The organism is Hyphomicrobiales bacterium (assembly GCA_030688605.1).
Lineage (GTDB): Bacteria > Pseudomonadota > Alphaproteobacteria > Rhizobiales > NORP267 > JAUYJB01.
The window spans coordinates 14681-29894 of record JAUYJB010000177.1 but is presented as its reverse complement, the minus strand read 5'-3'; the positions used below and the strand labels follow the sequence as shown (position 1 = coordinate 29894).

15 protein-coding genes are annotated in these 15214 nt (G+C 65.8%); 7 read left to right on the top strand and 8 right to left on the bottom strand.

The window, feature by feature from the left end; translation table 11 throughout:
- Window positions 1–2: 2 nt before the first annotated feature.
- From Q8P46_18435 to Q8P46_18425, 3 genes are all read right to left on the bottom strand, one after another.
- Entirely contained in the window at window positions 3–1559 is a 1557-nt protein-coding gene (locus Q8P46_18435; protein ID MDP2622123.1) for a tripartite tricarboxylate transporter permease, read from the bottom strand.
- A gap of 1 nt (window position 1560) precedes the next feature.
- The gene (locus Q8P46_18430) at window positions 1561–2070 is read right to left on the bottom strand and encodes a tripartite tricarboxylate transporter TctB family protein (protein ID MDP2622122.1); all 510 of its coding nucleotides are present in this window, start codon (window positions 2068–2070) and stop codon (window positions 1561–1563) included.
- 90 nt (window positions 2071–2160) lie between these two features.
- On the bottom strand, window positions 2161–3171 hold the full coding sequence (locus Q8P46_18425; protein ID MDP2622121.1) for a tripartite tricarboxylate transporter substrate-binding protein: 1011 nt from the start codon (window positions 3169–3171) through the stop codon (window positions 2161–2163).
- A 241-nt stretch (window positions 3172–3412) separates the two neighbouring features.
- On the opposite strand from Q8P46_18425, the gene Q8P46_18420 reads away from it, so the two are divergent.
- From Q8P46_18420 to Q8P46_18405, 4 genes are all read left to right on the top strand, one after another.
- Window positions 3413–4657: an APC family permease gene (locus tag Q8P46_18420; GenBank protein ID MDP2622120.1), complete on the top strand. Its 1245-nt coding sequence runs from the start codon at window positions 3413–3415 to the stop codon at window positions 4655–4657.
- A gap of 115 nt (window positions 4658–4772) precedes the next feature.
- A complete protein-coding gene (locus Q8P46_18415) occupies window positions 4773–5252 on the top strand; it encodes an Hsp20/alpha crystallin family protein (protein MDP2622119.1) in 480 nt (159 codons plus the stop codon).
- A gap of 115 nt (window positions 5253–5367) precedes the next feature.
- A complete protein-coding gene (locus tag Q8P46_18410; GenBank protein ID MDP2622118.1) occupies window positions 5368–6582 on the top strand; it encodes a multidrug effflux MFS transporter in 1215 nt (404 codons plus the stop codon).
- Window positions 6583–6601: 19 nt separating this feature from the next.
- Complete coding sequence (locus Q8P46_18405; protein MDP2622117.1) at window positions 6602–7324, top strand: hypothetical protein; 723 nt, start codon at window positions 6602–6604, stop codon at window positions 7322–7324.
- Window positions 7325–7356: 32 nt separating this feature from the next.
- Here the strand turns inward: Q8P46_18405 and Q8P46_18400 are convergent, their stop codons facing one another.
- Entirely contained in the window at window positions 7357–8454 is a 1098-nt protein-coding gene (locus Q8P46_18400; protein ID MDP2622116.1) for an NAD(P)H-dependent oxidoreductase, read from the bottom strand.
- A gap of 173 nt (window positions 8455–8627) precedes the next feature.
- Between Q8P46_18400 and Q8P46_18395 the strand changes: the two genes are divergently transcribed.
- Window positions 8628–9215, top strand: coding sequence for a hypothetical protein (locus tag Q8P46_18395; protein ID MDP2622115.1), 588 nt, complete (start codon window positions 8628–8630; stop codon window positions 9213–9215).
- Window positions 9216–9469: 254 nt separating this feature from the next.
- Complete coding sequence (locus Q8P46_18390; GenBank protein ID MDP2622114.1) at window positions 9470–9682, top strand: hypothetical protein; 213 nt, start codon at window positions 9470–9472, stop codon at window positions 9680–9682.
- 166 nt (window positions 9683–9848) lie between these two features.
- Here the strand turns inward: Q8P46_18390 and Q8P46_18385 are convergent, their stop codons facing one another.
- The 3 genes from Q8P46_18385 to Q8P46_18375 are packed head-to-tail and all read right to left on the bottom strand — an operon-like array spanning window position 9849 to window position 12729.
- Window positions 9849–10529 (bottom strand): LUD domain-containing protein, encoded by a 681-nt coding sequence (locus tag Q8P46_18385; GenBank protein MDP2622113.1) that lies wholly within the window; start codon window positions 10527–10529, stop codon window positions 9849–9851.
- Window positions 10526–11950, bottom strand: a complete 1425-nt coding sequence (locus tag Q8P46_18380) for a LutB/LldF family L-lactate oxidation iron-sulfur protein (protein ID MDP2622112.1) — start codon at window positions 11948–11950, stop codon at window positions 10526–10528. The genes Q8P46_18385 and Q8P46_18380 overlap by 4 nt, the downstream gene beginning before the upstream one ends.
- Before the next feature lie 11 nt (window positions 11951–11961).
- Window positions 11962–12729 carry a (Fe-S)-binding protein gene (locus Q8P46_18375; protein ID MDP2622111.1) on the bottom strand — a complete coding sequence of 256 codons (768 nt, stop codon included), beginning with the start codon at window positions 12727–12729 and terminating at the stop codon, window positions 11962–11964.
- 133 nt (window positions 12730–12862) lie between these two features.
- Here Q8P46_18375 and Q8P46_18370 point away from each other — a divergent pair, with 133 nt between their 5' ends.
- Complete coding sequence (locus tag Q8P46_18370; GenBank protein ID MDP2622110.1) at window positions 12863–14182, top strand: DUF3422 domain-containing protein; 1320 nt, start codon at window positions 12863–12865, stop codon at window positions 14180–14182.
- A gap of 3 nt (window positions 14183–14185) precedes the next feature.
- On the opposite strand, the gene Q8P46_18365 is transcribed toward Q8P46_18370, so the two are convergent.
- Window positions 14186–15118 carry a LysR family transcriptional regulator gene (locus Q8P46_18365; protein ID MDP2622109.1) on the bottom strand — a complete coding sequence of 311 codons (933 nt, stop codon included), beginning with the start codon at window positions 15116–15118 and terminating at the stop codon, window positions 14186–14188.
- Window positions 15119–15214: the final 96 nt, after the last annotated feature.

The window sequence follows — 15214 nt, the reverse complement described above, 5'->3', positions numbered from 1 at the left end:
GATCAACTTCCTTCGGTCAATGCCGGCGTCGCCTCTTCCTCCAGGTGCTCCCCGCGGATGCCGCGCCGCTTGCGCCGCCAATCCATGTAATAGGGCAGGGCGATCGTGATCGCCAGCAGCACCCACAGCACATTGCCGATGGTGGAGGAGAACAGCACCATCAGGTCGCCCTGGGCGATCCTGACCGCCCTGAGGAAATACATTTCCAGGAGGGGCCCGAGGATGACGCCGATCAGGATGGCGGCGACGTGATAGCCGGTCTTGCGGGCGACATAGCCGATGACGCCGAAGGCGAGGCCGACATACATGTCGAACATGTATGCGCGCGGCACGAAGGAGCCGACCAAAGTGAAGGCGATGACCAGGGGCGCCATGTAGCTGGTGGAGACCATCGTCACCTTCGACATGTAGCGGCTGAGCGGCAGGATGGTGAAGATCATGAACAGATAGGTGACGAACATCGCCATCAGCATGCCGTAGGCGAGCTCCGCCTGCACCATGAACAGCCGCGGGCCCATCTGCACGCCGTGGAACTGCATGACGACGATCATGATCGCCGCGGTGGCGCCGCCGGGGATGCCGAGCACGAGCAACGGGATGAGCGTGCCGGCGGTGACGCCGTTGTTGGCGCTTTCCGGCGCGATCAGCCCTTCCGGATGGCCGGTGCCGTAAAGCTCCGGGGTTTTCGAGAAGGTTTTCGACTGCTGATAGGCGACGAAGGAGGCGATCGACGCGCCGGCACCGGGGATGACGCCGATCGCCAGCCCGATGAGCGCCGTCCAGGTGACGTGCCACCAGCGCTGGAATGTCATGCGCACGCCTTCCACCGTTGCGCTCCAGTCGGCGGTCTTCATCAACTGCCGGCCGCGGCTTGTCAGAATCGATTCTGCCTCGATGAAGATGAACGCCTCGGAGACGGCGAACAGGCCGACCAGGGCCGGGATCAGCGGGACGCCGTCGAAAAGCTCAAGGAATCCGAAGGTGCCGCGCGGCGTCGCATAGACATGGTCGGCGCCGATGGCGCCCACCATCAGGCCGAAAAAGCCGGCGATCAGGCCCTTGAGCGGATCGCTGGAGGCGATTGAGGCGATCAGCGAGATGCCGAACAGCATCACCACGATCATCTCCACCGAATGCATGACATAGCCGACCCGCGCCAGATAGGGCAGCGCCAGAAGCGAAATGGCCGTCGTCAGCAACCCGCCCAGCGTGGACGCGGTGAAGGACATGGCGAGCGCTTGCGGCGCCCGGCCGGCCTTGGCCATCGGATAGCCGTCAAGCGGCGTCGCGGCCGCCCCCGCCGTGCCGGGAATGTTGACCAGAATGGCCGGCGCCCCGGCGCCCATGCGCGAGGAGGCATAGAGCGCGACCATGAAGACAATGCCGGTCTTGACATCGACGGCGAGCGTCAGCGGCAAAAGGATGATGATGGTGTTGGCGGCGGAGAAGCCGGGTATGGCGCCGACGATGAGGCCCAGGAAAATGGCCGGTATGATCACCCACCACATCGACAGCATGTCGACGAACAGCGGCCAGAACAGGCTCCAGTCGAAAACCATCTCAGAAGATCCCCCGCATCAGCTCCTCGAATGGCCCGCGCGGGAAGCGCGTCTCGAACGCCACGATAAAGAGCAGATAACCCAAAAGCGAAATGACCGCCGACAGGACGATGGCGAAAAGCAGCCGCTTCTTCTGCTGCAGCAAAAACATGGCGGACGCCATGAACACGAAGGTCGTGATGGTGAAACCGAGATAGGGGATCAGCAGCACATAGCCGAGCGTCAGCCCGAACAGGGCCAGCCGCTTGAGATTGATCCTGAGCGGCGCAACCAGCGGTTTTAGATCGAACCGCGCCTCGCCGCGGGCTAGCGCCAATCCGGTCTTGACCAGGAAGATGAAGATCAACGCGATCAGGATCGAACCGACGAAGAAGGCGGCGACCTGCGCCTCCCAAGGCGAGTCGAGGATGGTCGAGAAATAGTAGAGGGTGAAAATGAGACCGGCGACGGGGAGGATCAGCTCGCCGCCGATGACGGTGCGGCCGCCTTCGCTCCTAGGACGCTTGGACATTCGTCAATCCCAATTTTCACAATTTGAGGCGCCCAGCCGCCAACCGGCGGCTGGGCGACCCATATGGGAGGTACGGCCAGCCGGGCTCTCTCACTTGCCGGACAAGAGGCCCTTATACCGCTTCGCAAGCTCGGTCATGCCGCCGGCCATCTTGGCGCAGGCTTCCCGATCGCCGTAGCTCAGCAACTCCAGCGGCTGGCCGGCCTGCTTGGCGGCGTCCGGCCAGGCTGCATCGTCAAACGCCGTCTTGGAGGTGCTGTTCAGAATCTCGAATCGGTCGGGATAGGCCTCGATCGCCTTGGTGTGAATGGCGAAAGCGCGGGCCGACACCAACTCCGGGAAGCTCGTACCGAAATGCGCGTTCACAGTCGGTGCGTTGTTGAGCTGGTCCGGGATTGGGTTCTTGTCGCCCCAGACCGCCAGCGACCGAACCGCCTCGCCGGCCCCGGCCGTGGAGCCCGACGGCAGTACGCCGAGATCCGTCTCGCCGGTCACCACGCCGGCAATCGTGTTGCGGCCGCCCGACAGCGGGATCAGATTGACCTGGGCGCCAGTGTGCTCGGCGAGCAGCAGCATGCCGATGGAGGCCGGGTGCGGCAACCGGCTGGTGGCCACCGACAGGGTGCGTTTCTTGCCCTCGGCGATCACGTCGTCGGCCGTCTTGAAGGGGCTGTCCGCCCTGACGAACAGGACGCTCGGATCGACGTCCAGCCGACAGAAATACTGGAAGTCCTCGGGGAAGCCGTACGGCGTGTCCTGCACCACCATCACCGCCAGCTCCGGCCCCATATTGCCGAATAACAGATTGTGCGCGTCCGGGTCGCGCTTGCTGACATAGGTGTCGTATCCGGCCCGTCCCGACGCGCCGGGGAAGAAGCCCACCTCGAAGTCGGTCTTCAGATAATTCTTCCAGATGCTGGTGAAGGAACGGTAGAGCCGGTCCGCGCCGCCGCCTTCCCGGGTGGGGATGACGACGTCGATATTGCGTGACGGAAAGGACTGGGCGAATGCGGGCAGTCCTCTGCCGGCCAGCATGGCCGCGCCGGAGATGGCGGCGGTGCCGGCCAGAAAGTGGCGTCGTGTGGTCTTGAAGCCGGTCATAAATCTCTCCCTTGAACGAATTATGGTTTGCCCGGCCCGGACGCGGACCTTCGAGCAGTTGAGCATCTTGGCGCGCTTTGTAACCAATGCTGTACCAATCATGCATTGGTTTCAACCCGGTTGATGATCACGATCAGGTTTACCGACCTGTTGCGGGCCATCGCCCATTGCCGCGCTTGCGCGGCGGCGGCGGCGACCCGATGTGAGGGAGGGCCGATCCTATCGCGGCTGGAGGAGCAAGATGTCCGAGCCGACAAGGCCGATGGAGCCGCAGCCACCGGCCGCCCTCAGGCGCAGCATCACGCTCATTCCGCTGGCGCTTTACGGCGTCGGCGTGACCGTCGGCGCCGGCATCTATGTGCTGGTCGGCGAGGCCGCGCGGGTGGCGGGTGCCGCCGCGCCGCTCTCCTTCATCCTCGCCGCGCTCGTCGTCGCGCCGACGGCGTTCAGTTTCGGCGAACTTTCATCGCGCCTGCCCAGGAGCGCCGGCGAGGCGGTCTACGTCGGGGAAGCCTTCCGCTCCGTAAATCTCGCCCGGCTGATCGGTCTGTTCGTGGCCGCCGTGGGGATCGTATCGGCGGCTGCGGTGGCCATCGGGGCGGCCGGCTACTTGCGCGAATTCGTCGCCGTGCCGCGCGCCGCGACAGCCTTCGCGCTGATCGTCGTTCTTGGCGCCGTCGCCGCCTGGGGCGTGGTGCAATCGATGGCGGTTGCCGTGGCCATCAGCCTGTTCGAGGTCGGGGCGCTGATCTGGATCGTCATCGTCGGCGCCCCCGCCGTTTCCGATCCCCTCGCTCACATTGTGGCGATCTGGCCGCAGGGTGGAGCGGTGCAATGGGTCGGCGTCGGATCCGCCATGCTGTTTGCCGTCTTCGCCTTTGTCGGCTTCGAGGACATCGTCAACATGGCCGAGGAGGTGAAGGCGCCGGAGCGCACCATGCCGAGGGCCATCGCGCTCACTTTGTTCATGACCACCGGGCTATATCTTTCCGTCATCTTCGTCGCCGTCGCGGTCGTGGCTCCCGCGGAGCTTGCCGGACAGGAAGCACCGCTCGCCCGCGTCTATGCCGTGGCGACCGGCCGCGACCCGGCGCCGATCAGCGCCATCGCCGTCGGCGCGACCCTGAACACGGTGCTGATCCAAATGCTGATGGCCTCACGGGTTCTCTATGGGCTGGCGCGCGAGAAGGCGCTACCGGCCTGGCTCGGCACCGTCAGCCCGGTGACCCGCACGCCTTTGCCGGCCACCTTCCTGGTGGTCGCCATCGTCGCCTTGCTTGCCGTCCTGTTGCCGATCGGCGACCTTGCCCGGGCCACCTCGGCGGTTATTCTGCTGATCTTCACCATCGTCAATCTGGCCCTGATCCGCATCAAGCTGCGGGCAGACGTGCCGCCCCCCTTTGCGGTTCCCCTGTGGGTGCCGGTCGCGGGCGCGGCCCTCAGCAGCCTGGTTTTCCTGTTCGAGGCAGCCCGGCTGCTCGTCTGAGCGTGGGTGCGACGCCATAGACAGGGTCGCTGGTCTTGATGGCGCGAAGAGCGAAACTACATGAACTTCAGTTGCGGTTTTTGCCGCAGTCACGTGCGATGAGAGGAGAAGGACAATGGGTACTATTATTCCCTCGTTTGGATCGCGCGAAATGGCAAGAAGCGATCCATTTTCACAATTGCAGCGCGAGGTCGACCGCCTGTTTGGCGAGTTTTCGCGCGGCATGCCCGCATTGGGCTGGCCGTTTGCAGGCGAGGGTGCGCTTACGCCGAGCATCGACGTCAGCGAGACCGATCAGTCACTGGAGTTGACCGCGGAGCTTCCGGGCGTCGAGGAAAAGGACATCGACGTCACGCTGAGCAACAACCTCCTGACCATCAAGGCCGAAAAGAAGGCGGAAAAGGAGAGCAAGGACAAAACCTACCATCTGGTCGAGCGCAGCTACGGCGCCGTTCGGCGCACGATCTCCGTGCCCTTCGACGCCGACCCGGACAAGGTCGAGGCGCGTTTCGACAAGGGCGTGCTCAAGGTCACCCTGCCGAAGCCGCCCGGCGCGGCCAAGAAGGAGCGCAGCATCAAGATCAAGGCCGCTTAGACCAGACCAAAAGACGGCGGCGTCTCCGGCGCCGGGCAATCTGCGCTAAGGGGTTAGGATGAGTGTCGCATATGCGCTGGCGATGAGATCGTTGTTCTGTTAATTGATCGCCGCCATGTCCCTCCAAATCCCCGCTGCAACGGCGCCGCGCAGGCCGGGCCTGTTCGTTCTTGTTGCGGCCACGGCGCTGGCGCCGGTGGCGCTTAACGTTTTCGTTCCTTCGCTGCCCGGCCTGCGGGCCTCGCTCAATATCGACTATGCGACGGCGCAGCTGACGCTGAGCATCTATCTCGCAGCCTTCGCCGTTGCCCAGCTCATCATAGGCCCATTGTCCGACCGGTACGGACGCCGGCCGGTTCTCCTGTCGGGCACGGCGCTGTTCGTGCTGGCCAGCCTCGGCTGTGCGCTCGCCACCTCATTCGAGCAGCTGATCGCCATGCGCATCCTGCAGGCCGCCGGCGGCTGCTCCGGCGTCGCGCTCGCCCGTGCCGTCGTCCGCGACATGTATGACCGCGACGAGGCGGCGAGCAAGCTCGGATATGTGACCATGGCCATGGTCGTCGCCCCGATGGTGGCGCCGGGAATCGGCGGCTTTCTCGACCAGCTCGGCGGCTGGCGCGCCGGCTTTGTATTCGTGGCCGCCTTCGGCGCGCTCGTCTACGTCCTGTCGCTGGCGCAGATGCACGAGACCCACCACGAGCGCGACGGGTCCGCGGGCTTTGCCAAGCTGGCGCACAACAGCATCTTCCTTTTGCGGAAGCCGGCGTTCATCGGCTACTCCCTCAATGTCGCCTTTTCGACGGCCACCTATCTTGCCTTTCTTGCCGGCGCGCCTTTCATCGTCACCGACATCATCGGCGGGACGCCGGTCGACTACGGGCTTTATTTCGTCTTTATCTCGATCGGCTACATGGCGGGGAATTTCCTCACCGGCCGGCTCACCATGCGCTACGGCGCCAACCGGATCAATATTGCCGGCAACCTCGTCTCGCTGATCGCGCTGGGCTCGCTGGTCGGCGTGATCATGCTCGATCAGCTCCATCTCCTGACGCTGTTCCTGCCGATGGCGCTCACCTCCGTGGGCGGCGGGCTGATCGTGCCGAGCGGCACCACGAGCGCCATCAATGTGCGTCCGGACATTGCCGGCGCCGGCGCCGGGCTGACCGGCTTCCTGCAGGTCGGCGCCGGCACGCTTGCGACTGTCGCCGTCAGCGCGCTGCATGACGGCACGGCCTTCGCGACCGTCGCCGTCATGGTCGGATGCGGCGCGACCTCGGCTTCGTTCCTGGTCCTTGGCATTTGGTCCGCCGGCAGGGATAATCGGCGATAGGCCGACGGCGGATGGAAGCTTGGCTACGTTTTTTTACGCGCACCCCTATTTCTTTGCCGACCTGCTCGGGCTGGCGGTGGTGCTGGCGGGCTTCATCGTCGCCGGGAATCAGAGGCAGGCCATGGTCATCGGCGGTCTGGGCCTGGTTCCCCTCACGCCGCTGGCGGTGTTGCACCAGGAGGCCTACTGGTCGCCCGTGCGCTTGACCGCCCTGCCGGTGGGCATCGAAGATGTCATGTTCCTTTTCCAGACCGGTGCCATGGCCTGGCTCATGTCGGTGTGGGTCTTTCGCCGCAAGCTCAGGCTGAACCCGCGGACCCTGCCGTTCCTTCGCCGCTATGCGGCGCTGGCCGGCGTGGCGGTGGCGCTGGTGCTTGTCTTTTGGATCCTCGGGATCGAAATCATGACGGCGAGCTTGGCGGCGCTGATCATCATATCGCTGGCCGCCTTGGCCTTGCGCCCCTCGCTGTGGCCGCTGGCCGCCGCCGGGGCGGTATGTCACACGGCGTTCTACTTCGCATTGGTGCGATTCTGCTTCTGGGTGTGGCCCGATTTCGTCTCCTATTGGAACCCGGCGCATCCCTGGTTTCGCCTCGTCCTCGGCGTTCCGGTCGGCGAACTGGCATTTACGCTCGTCGTGGGCGGCGCCTATCCCTTATGCGTTGGCTATGAGCTGGAGGCGGTGCTCGACAAGCGATCGTCAGCCGAACGGCGCGCCGCCGCGCGGAACGAGCCGAATTGATCCGCGCGTGGTGCTGTTGACCGCGTAACGCTCTATGGGGCGCTGTCGAGGCGCTGCGCCTTGCGCCCGCCCCGCACCGTGCGCTCCGGCGTGCCCGCCCCCTCCAGGAGATCGCCGGCAAGCTCGACCGCACGGGCGGCGAGGCCGCGGGCGCCGTCATGCAACTGCTTGCTCGCAAACACCTGAGTCACATTGTTGTGCATGTCCTCCGCCGACCAGCCGCGCGAATGGGCGATGAAGGGAAACTGGGGGAAGCAGAACCCGAGCTCCGAAAAGAACACCATCAGCTGTCCCGCGACGGCCTGGATATTGTCCTGGCCGCCGGTGATGATGAAGCCGGCGACCTTGTTCCGGATCAGCACCCGGTTGGCGATGGTGATCTGGTTCTGCACGCAGTTGAGCCGCTCGGCCATCTTGAAATAGAGCGCGCTCGCGGCGCCCCAGCGGATCGGGGTCGCCACCAGCACCGCGTCGGCCCAGTGCACCAGCGCCTCATAGACCTCCGTCATCTCGTCCTTGGCGTCCATCTCGGTAATCGAGCAAGGCCAGGTGCAGGCGTGCGCGCTCTTCGAGTAGAAACCTTCGCAGGCGCGGAATTTCAATTGTGCGAGGCGGATCAAGCGGGTTTCCGCTCCGAGGCTCTCGCCGGCATGTTCGAGCGCCGTGTCGAGCAGTTCCTCCGAGGTCGATCTGCGCGGATGGGCCGGGTCCATGATGGTCGTCGAGATGCCGGCGACGCGGATCGGCCCCTCGGGCCGCGACTCGCGCCGGGCGAGCGGATGCGGCGCATGCGGCACCCGGTTGCGCTTGGTCGCGGGTTCCGGGTCGACCAAGAGGCGGCCATTCTCCTCCTTGACCGCGTGGCGCGGCACCTTGTCCTCCTCGAAGCCCGGCTCGCCCTCGCCGGTGAGGCGGTGGAACTTCCAGTAATGCCACGGGCAGACCACATAGTCGCCGTCGAGCCGGCCTTGTCCGAGCGGTCCGGCGACATGGTTGCATACACCCGAGATGGCGCCGAACCGACCGTCCTTCCAGGTGATCGCGATGCGGGTGCGGCCGATGCGCACCTCGTGCACCGGCGCCGTCTTGAACTCCTCGGTCGGGCCGAGGTCGTGCCAATTCTCGCTCATCTTGCCTCCCCATGATCCGACGGCGTCCGGCGCTCCGCGCTGCGCGTCGGCAACCAACCGTGCCACGAATTTGCGCCGGCATCCATTGGCCATTGCCCTTGCCGGCGGCACGGGCCGGTGCCAACATCGGCCGCGGATCCGCGCCAGTGCGGCAGTCGACCGGAGGAAAGACGATGCGCGCGTTTGTTCGGTTGTTCGGCGTCATGCTGTGCGCGTTGCCGCTTGCCGCCTGTTTGCTCGAGACAAAGAACACCATCATCGACAATCCGCTGCCGATCGACGAAAGCATCACCGGCACTTGGGCGCGCGCGGAGGACGGCTCTGTCTGGTTGCTGACGATCCGGCCCGACGACGGCGATCCGACGCTCGGCAAGATTGCATATATCTATGTCGAGCCGGGGAATGACGACATCGACGTGGGCCGCACGCTGTTCGATGTGCGCCTGACCGAGATCGGCGCCGCCATCTATTTCGAGGCGGCGCCGCGGGGCCCGGACCCATTTCCCGACGCGTCCAATCCGATCGACCGCTTCATCGGACGGATGGCGCTCGAGGATCCCGACACGCTCAGGATCGATATTCCCGAGACGGCATTCGTGCGGGAGGCGATCGAGGCGGGCCGATTGGAGGGAGAGATCAAGGACGGCGATCCGGATGCGACCGTCACCCTCACCGGCACGACCTCGCAGATACGGGCATTCCTTTCCGCGTCCGTTCCCGCCGACCCCTATGGGTCCAGCGTCTATCACCGCCTCAAGTGAGCAAACATTCCAGCTTCAGGGCCGGGCAGGTTCGCCTCGGCAGATGGCGCGCCGCCCGAGCCGAAGGCATGTGGACCGCCCCTGAAGACAGCCTGGACGAGTTGTGGACAAGCTGGTGACTATCGCCATCGAATTTCATTCCGGAAACGAAATGCATGGCCGGGAACAATTGCCGTGCCACGGCCGGGCCTGGATTGCACGGCCGGTACATCCTATTGTCCGCATCAGTGGACGAGGCACCAGGGAGCGCGCATATGGCCCTTGAGGAGATCGAAGCGGAAATTTCGCTTCTGCTGAAGCAGATGGAGAACCAGCCGGAGGACAAGCACGAGCTTTACCTGCAATTGCGCGAAAAGCTCGGCGAGATGCGCGCCTTCGGCATGCCGGTGCCGGACGATTTCAAGCGGCTGCTGGCGGATCTGGAAGCCGAGTTCGCCGCTGCCCGGAAAGGCGGCCCGGCGGCCTAGAGCGGTTCATGGTTATAGGGAATCGATTCGATGGGCCAAATCGGTTCATCCGAGCAGACGCGGCTCGCCGGGCGATGCGGTGCATCGGCCAACAGCCGCAACACCGCCACGGCGCAAAATCATCCCTGTCATATGGTTTCGTATAACCATGAACCGCTCTAGCCGTCTATCCGACGATGATGATGTGCAGATTGCCGGGGCCGTGGGCGCCGAGCAGGAGCGCCTGGCCGATATCGGCCGAGCGCGACGGGCCCGTGACCCAGACAAGCGCGCGCGGCATGCTGCCGGCGCCACGCTCGGCGCGCAGTCTGTCCCACACGCTCTCATAGTCGCCGGCGATGTCCTTGGCCTCGAGGAGCACGATTTCGGTGAACGGCAGGAAGTTGAGCGTCGTCGGGTTCTCCGGTCCGGACATCATCACCAGCGTGCCGGTCTCGGCGACGCCGGCAAACGCCTTCGCGAACGACACCGCATCCTCCGGACGAGGCGCGCCACGGCGCGCTTTGATCTCCCTGTGGGCGCGCCAGTCAAGGCTTCCGATGTAAGGATCGCCGCCATGCACGAGATCGCCCGGCAGGTCGCGGCTCAGCAGGAATTCGCCGATGGCGGCGACCACCCCGCTCTTGTCCTCGACCCGCGCGGTTGTGGCGTCGGCGGCTTCCGCCATGGCGATGAACAGCTCGACCCGCTTGAAGGGGGCAAGCCGCGCGCGCTTCGGGATGGTGCCGCGCGGATGGTTCTCGATCCGCCCCTTGACGATGGCCCGGCGCGCATTTTCATCGCCGCGCACGCCGAGCGCACGGCGCAAGCCGTCGAGCACCGCCTGGCGCCGCTTTTCCGCGTTCATGACCGGCCCGCCTTTCTCTTGCGCCACAATTGCTGAAAGGTGCTCCCCTCGGGCGCCGGCAGGTCGCGGTGCCGGGTCCAGCCGCCGGCAAGCGGCAGTCTCTTGAGGCGCCCCCGGCGGCCGGCGAGCATGGCCAGCAAAGGCACGGCGATGTTGACCGCGGCGCGGTAGAGCCGCGGCCTTGTCGCGGCGAATTCCCACAGGCCCAAGCCCCAGCGCGCGCTTTTCGGCGAGAGATGCCGCTCGAATTCGCGCTCGCGCCAATGGCGCATCAGGTTCGGCAGCGGAATGCGCATCGGGCAGACGGATTCGCAGCGCCCGCAGAAGCTCGACGCATTGGGCAGGTGGCCTGCCCGATCGATGCCGATAAGTTGCGGCGTCAGCACCGCCCCCATGGGTCCCGGATAGACCCAGCCATAGGCGTGTCCGCCGACCGCCTGATAGACCGGGCAATGGTCCATGCAGGCGCCGCAGCGGATGCAGCGCAGCATGTCCTGAAACTTCGTCCCGATCATCGGCGTGCGGCCATTGTCGAGCACCACGACGTGATATTCCGCCGGCCCGTCCGGGTCGTCGGCGCGGCGCGCGCCGGTGGAAAAAGTGGTATAGACCGACAGCTCCTGGCCGGTCGCAGACCGCGCCAGCACCCGCAGGATGACGGTTGCGTCCTCGAGCGTCGGCACCATCTTCTCCAGGCTCGCCACGACGATGTGCACGCGCGGCAGAGACTGGGTGAGATCGCCGTTTCCCTCGTTGGTGACGATGACTGAGCTGCCGGTTTCGGCGATCAGCATGTTGGCGCCGGTGATGCCGACATCGGCGGCGAGAAATTTTTCGCGCAACACCGCTCGCGCCTCGCGCACCAGGGTTTCCGGCGCCTTGAGGTCGCGGTCGGCCGGCAGCCACGCATGCGCCCGCCGGAAGTCCGCTTCCACCTGTTCCTTGGTGACGTGAATGGCCGGCGCGATGATGTGGCTCGGGCTCTCGCCGCGGATCTGGATGATATATTCGCCGAGATCGGTCTCCACCGCCTCGATGCCATTGGCCTCAAGGTGCGCGTTGAGGCCGATCTCCTCGGCGATCATTGACTTGGCCTTGGTGACGGTCCGCGCCTTCGCCTGGCGGCAGATGTCGAGGACGATATCGCGCGCGTCCTCGGCCGTCGGCGCGAAATGCACTTGGCCGCCATTGGCCCGCACCTTCTCCTCGAAGCGCTCGTAATAAAGGTCGAGATAGTCGAGCGTGTGGTTCTTGATGTCGCGCGCCTCGTCGCGCAGCGTGTCGAACTCGGGCAGTTTGGCGACCGCCTTGCGGCGGCGCTCGACGAAGCCGCCGCCGCCGACGCGCAAGGCTCGCTGAAGCTCAGCGTCGGCGAGGGCGGCGCGGGCGTTGTCCTTGAAGGCGGCCGAGCGCGGCTGCATGGGCTGATCCGTCAGCGCCGCTCGGCGCCGATGGGCGGGGTATCGGTCATGCCGGCCAGCACCTCGGCGACGTGCCGCGCCTCGGCCACGCCTGCCTCGCGCTTCAGCTTGCCGGCGATGTTCAACAGGCAGCCGAGATCGCCGGCAAGCACCAGATCGGCGCCGGTCGCCGCGATGTCGGCGGTCTTGCGTGCGACCATGGCGTTGGAAATGTCGGAATATTTGACGCAGAAGGTGCCGCCGAAGCCGCAACAGGCTTCGCGCTCGGCAAGCTCGACAAGCTTCAGCCCCTTGACCTTGCGCAAGAGGGCCCGCGGCTGCTCGGAAATGCCGAGCTCGCGCAGCCCCGAGCAGGAATCGTGATAGGTGACGGTGCCGTTGTGGCTTGCCGCGACCTTCTTCAGGCCGCGCACGTCGACGAGAAACGAGACCAGCTCGTGGACCTTCTCGGCCAGCGCCGCGGCCTTGTCGCGCATCGCCGGGTCGTCGTCGAAAAGCCGCGGATAGTGCACCTTGAGCATGCCGGCGCAGGAACCCGACGGCGCAACCACGTAATCGAAGCCTGAAAACGCCTCGATCGTCTGCCGGGCCAGGCGCTCGGCGCCCCCGCGGTCGCCGGAATTGTAGGCCGGCTGGCCGCAACAGGTCTGCAGCCGGGGCACCTCGACCGTGCAGCCCGCCGCCTGCAGCAACTTGACCGCGGCGAAGCCGACGCTCGGCCGCATCAGATCGACGAGACAGGTGACGAACAGACCGACGCGCGGCCGGGATTGCGGCATGACAAACACCTGGACCCATGCGAGAAAGCGCGCGCCATCCGACCACCTCTGGCATATCCGGTCAACCGCAGATATGGTCGCCGCCGCCGCGCCGCTCATCCGGCGCCCGCGGCCCCACCCGCGATCCGCGATCATGGCAAGAAAGACCCGAACCTCAGACGAGAAACCCGCGACGGGCCTGTGGCGCGGCGTCGCCGACCATCCGCTGCGCGCGCAGCTCATCGGCGAGGTGCATGCGCGGCCCTTCTTCGGCATTGCGACCCCGCGGCGCATCGTCCACTACGCCTTCGTGACCGACGAGCGGCAGGGCGCCGAGGACCGCAAGCAGATCGCCGAACTCGCCCGCGGCCGCGGCCTCGACGAGCCCCGCCAGGCCAAGTTTGTGTGCCTTGAGCTGGGTCCGGTGCGGCTGCGCTGGGAGCAGCATACCGAGTTTACCAGCTACACCTTCGACACCGGCGTCAATGCCGGCGCGCCGTTTGGCCGCGCCGATTTCGCCGACGTTCTGCCCGGCGTCGCGCTTGCCGCGCCGGGGCCGTTGATCGCGGCGACCCAGGTCGCCCTTGTTGCCGCCGGCGGGGAGGACGGACTCGTCGGGCGGCTGTTCGATCCGGCGAGCCTATGCGTCGTCGACATCGATCGGGGGACGGCCCGCATCGCCACCGATTTCAGCGCCGGCCCCGGCGGCATGACGCGCATCCTGATCGAGGATGGCGGCCTCGGGGCGCAACGCTCAGGCGTTCTGGTGCAGCGCCTGATCGAGCTTGAGACCTACCGGCTGCTGGCGCTGATGGCGCTTCCGGAGGCGAACAGGCTGCAGCCGGTCGTGCGCCGGGTGGAAGCCGACCTTGCCGACATCATGGCGCGCATGCGCGATGCCGGCGGCTTCGAGGACAACCGGCTCCTGCTCGACCGCATCACCATGCTGGCGTCCGATCTGGAGGCGCAGGCGGCGGCAACCTCGCACCGCTTCGGTGCGAGTCGCGCCTATGGCGACATCGCCGACCAGCGCATCCGGGCGATCGGCGCCGAGCCGGTCAGCGGCCATCGCAGCTGGGAATCGTTCCTGCGCCGGCGCATGGGCCCGGCATTGCAGACCTGCCGCTTCGTCGAGGAGCGGCTCGCCACGCTGTCGCTGCGGCTGTCGCGCGCCGCCAATCTGCTGCGTACCCGGGTCGACATCGAGCTCGAGCAGCAGAACCGCAGCCTGCTCGAATCGATGAACCGCCGCGCCAAGCTGCAGCTGCGCCTGCAGCGCACGGTGGAGGGACTGTCGGTGGCCGCCGTCAGCGATTACGTGGTCGGGCTGATCGGCTATCTGATCGGCGGCATCAAGAGCGCCGGCATTTCCGTGCCCGAAGGCCTGATCGAGGCGCTCTCCGTGCCGGTGGTGGTGCTGGCCGTGTGGTGGGTGGTGCGGCGCGTGCGGCGGAGCTATGGCCAGCGCTCCTGAGCCTCATCCGCTCACGCAGGACAGGCGCGGCAGGCCGAGGCCGGCGTCCCAATAGGGCTCCGGCCCATAAATTCCGGCCAGATAGTCGATGAACACCCTGACCTTCAACGGCAGGAAACGGCGGCTCGGATAGACCGCGAACAGCGCCACCCGGCGCGACGAGCGGTATTGCGGCAAAATGACCTTGAGCTTTCCCGCCTTGAGCGCCGGACCGACGTCCCATGTCGAGCGCAGCGCGATGCCGACGCCGGTCAGCACCGCTTCGCGCACCACCTCGCTCGAATTGGTGTGAATGTTGCCGGAGACCCGCACATTGATCGGCCCCTCCGGCCCTTCCAGGCGCCACAGATCCTGGTTTATGGCGGCCAGGCAATTGTGCCGCGGCAGATCGGCAAGCGTGGTCGGCGCGCCGTGTTGCTGCAGGTAACCCGGCGCGGCGCAGATGACCCTGTTGTTCGGCGCAAGGCGCCTTGCGACCAGGCTCGAATCCTCCAATTCGCCGATCCGGATCGCCACGTCGAATCCCTCGCCGACGAGGTCGACGAGCTGGTCGGAAAGATCGAGACTGAGCTGCAGCTCGGGATTGGCGGCGAGAAACTCGCCGATATAGGGCGCGATATGCATGCGCCCGAACGAGGTCGGCGCGGTCACCTTCAGCATCCCCTTGGGGGCGGCGTTGCGCCGGGCGATGAAATTTTCCGCCTCCTCGACGCTTGCGAGAATGGCAACCACCCTTTCATAATAGCCCTGGCCGGTCTCGGTCGTCGCCAGACGCCGGGTGGTGCGCTGCAACAGCCGCGAGCCGAGCCGCTCTTCCATGCGACGGATGCGCTTGGAAACGACGGCGGGCGAGATGCCGAGTTCGCGGCTCGCCGCCGTCATGCTCCCGGCGGTCACGACCCGGGCGAAAATCTCCATATCCTGGATCGGAGTCATATTCTTTCTACGCCGGAAACAAAGATTATGTTATTGCCCAGTTTATCAAATATGCGCGTGTTTGCCACAGTTTCGACATATCTCTCCGCGTCAGGT

Bases quoted from the DNA above. Each gene is read 5' to 3' on its own strand.
- Q8P46_18375 (MDP2622111.1), bottom strand. From the start codon at position 12,729: ATGCCGCAATCCCGGCCGCGCGTCGGTCTGTTCGTCACCTGTCTCGTC.
- Q8P46_18385 (MDP2622113.1), bottom strand. From the start codon at position 10,529: ATGAACGCGGAAAAGCGGCGCCAGGCGGTGCTCGACGGCTTGCGCCGT.
- Q8P46_18400 (MDP2622116.1), bottom strand. From the start codon at position 8,454: ATGAGCGAGAATTGGCACGACCTCGGCCCGACCGAGGAGTTCAAGACG.
- Q8P46_18410 (MDP2622118.1), top strand. From the start codon at position 5,368: ATGTCCCTCCAAATCCCCGCTGCAACGGCGCCGCGCAGGCCGGGCCTG.
- Q8P46_18430 (MDP2622122.1), bottom strand. From the start codon at position 2,070: ATGTCCAAGCGTCCTAGGAGCGAAGGCGGCCGCACCGTCATCGGCGGC.
- Q8P46_18415 (MDP2622119.1), top strand. From the start codon at position 4,773: ATGGGTACTATTATTCCCTCGTTTGGATCGCGCGAAATGGCAAGAAGC.
- Q8P46_18390 (MDP2622114.1), top strand. From the start codon at position 9,470: ATGGCCCTTGAGGAGATCGAAGCGGAAATTTCGCTTCTGCTGAAGCAG.
- Q8P46_18425 (MDP2622121.1), bottom strand. From the start codon at position 3,171: ATGACCGGCTTCAAGACCACACGACGCCACTTTCTGGCCGGCACCGCC.
- Q8P46_18370 (MDP2622110.1), top strand. From the start codon at position 12,863: ATGGCAAGAAAGACCCGAACCTCAGACGAGAAACCCGCGACGGGCCTG.
- Q8P46_18380 (MDP2622112.1), bottom strand. From the start codon at position 11,950: ATGCAGCCGCGCTCGGCCGCCTTCAAGGACAACGCCCGCGCCGCCCTC.
- Q8P46_18365 (MDP2622109.1), bottom strand. From the start codon at position 15,118: ATGACTCCGATCCAGGATATGGAGATTTTCGCCCGGGTCGTGACCGCC.
- Q8P46_18435 (MDP2622123.1), bottom strand. From the start codon at position 1,559: ATGGTTTTCGACTGGAGCCTGTTCTGGCCGCTGTTCGTCGACATGCTG.
- Q8P46_18420 (MDP2622120.1), top strand. From the start codon at position 3,413: ATGTCCGAGCCGACAAGGCCGATGGAGCCGCAGCCACCGGCCGCCCTC.
- Q8P46_18395 (MDP2622115.1), top strand. From the start codon at position 8,628: ATGCGCGCGTTTGTTCGGTTGTTCGGCGTCATGCTGTGCGCGTTGCCG.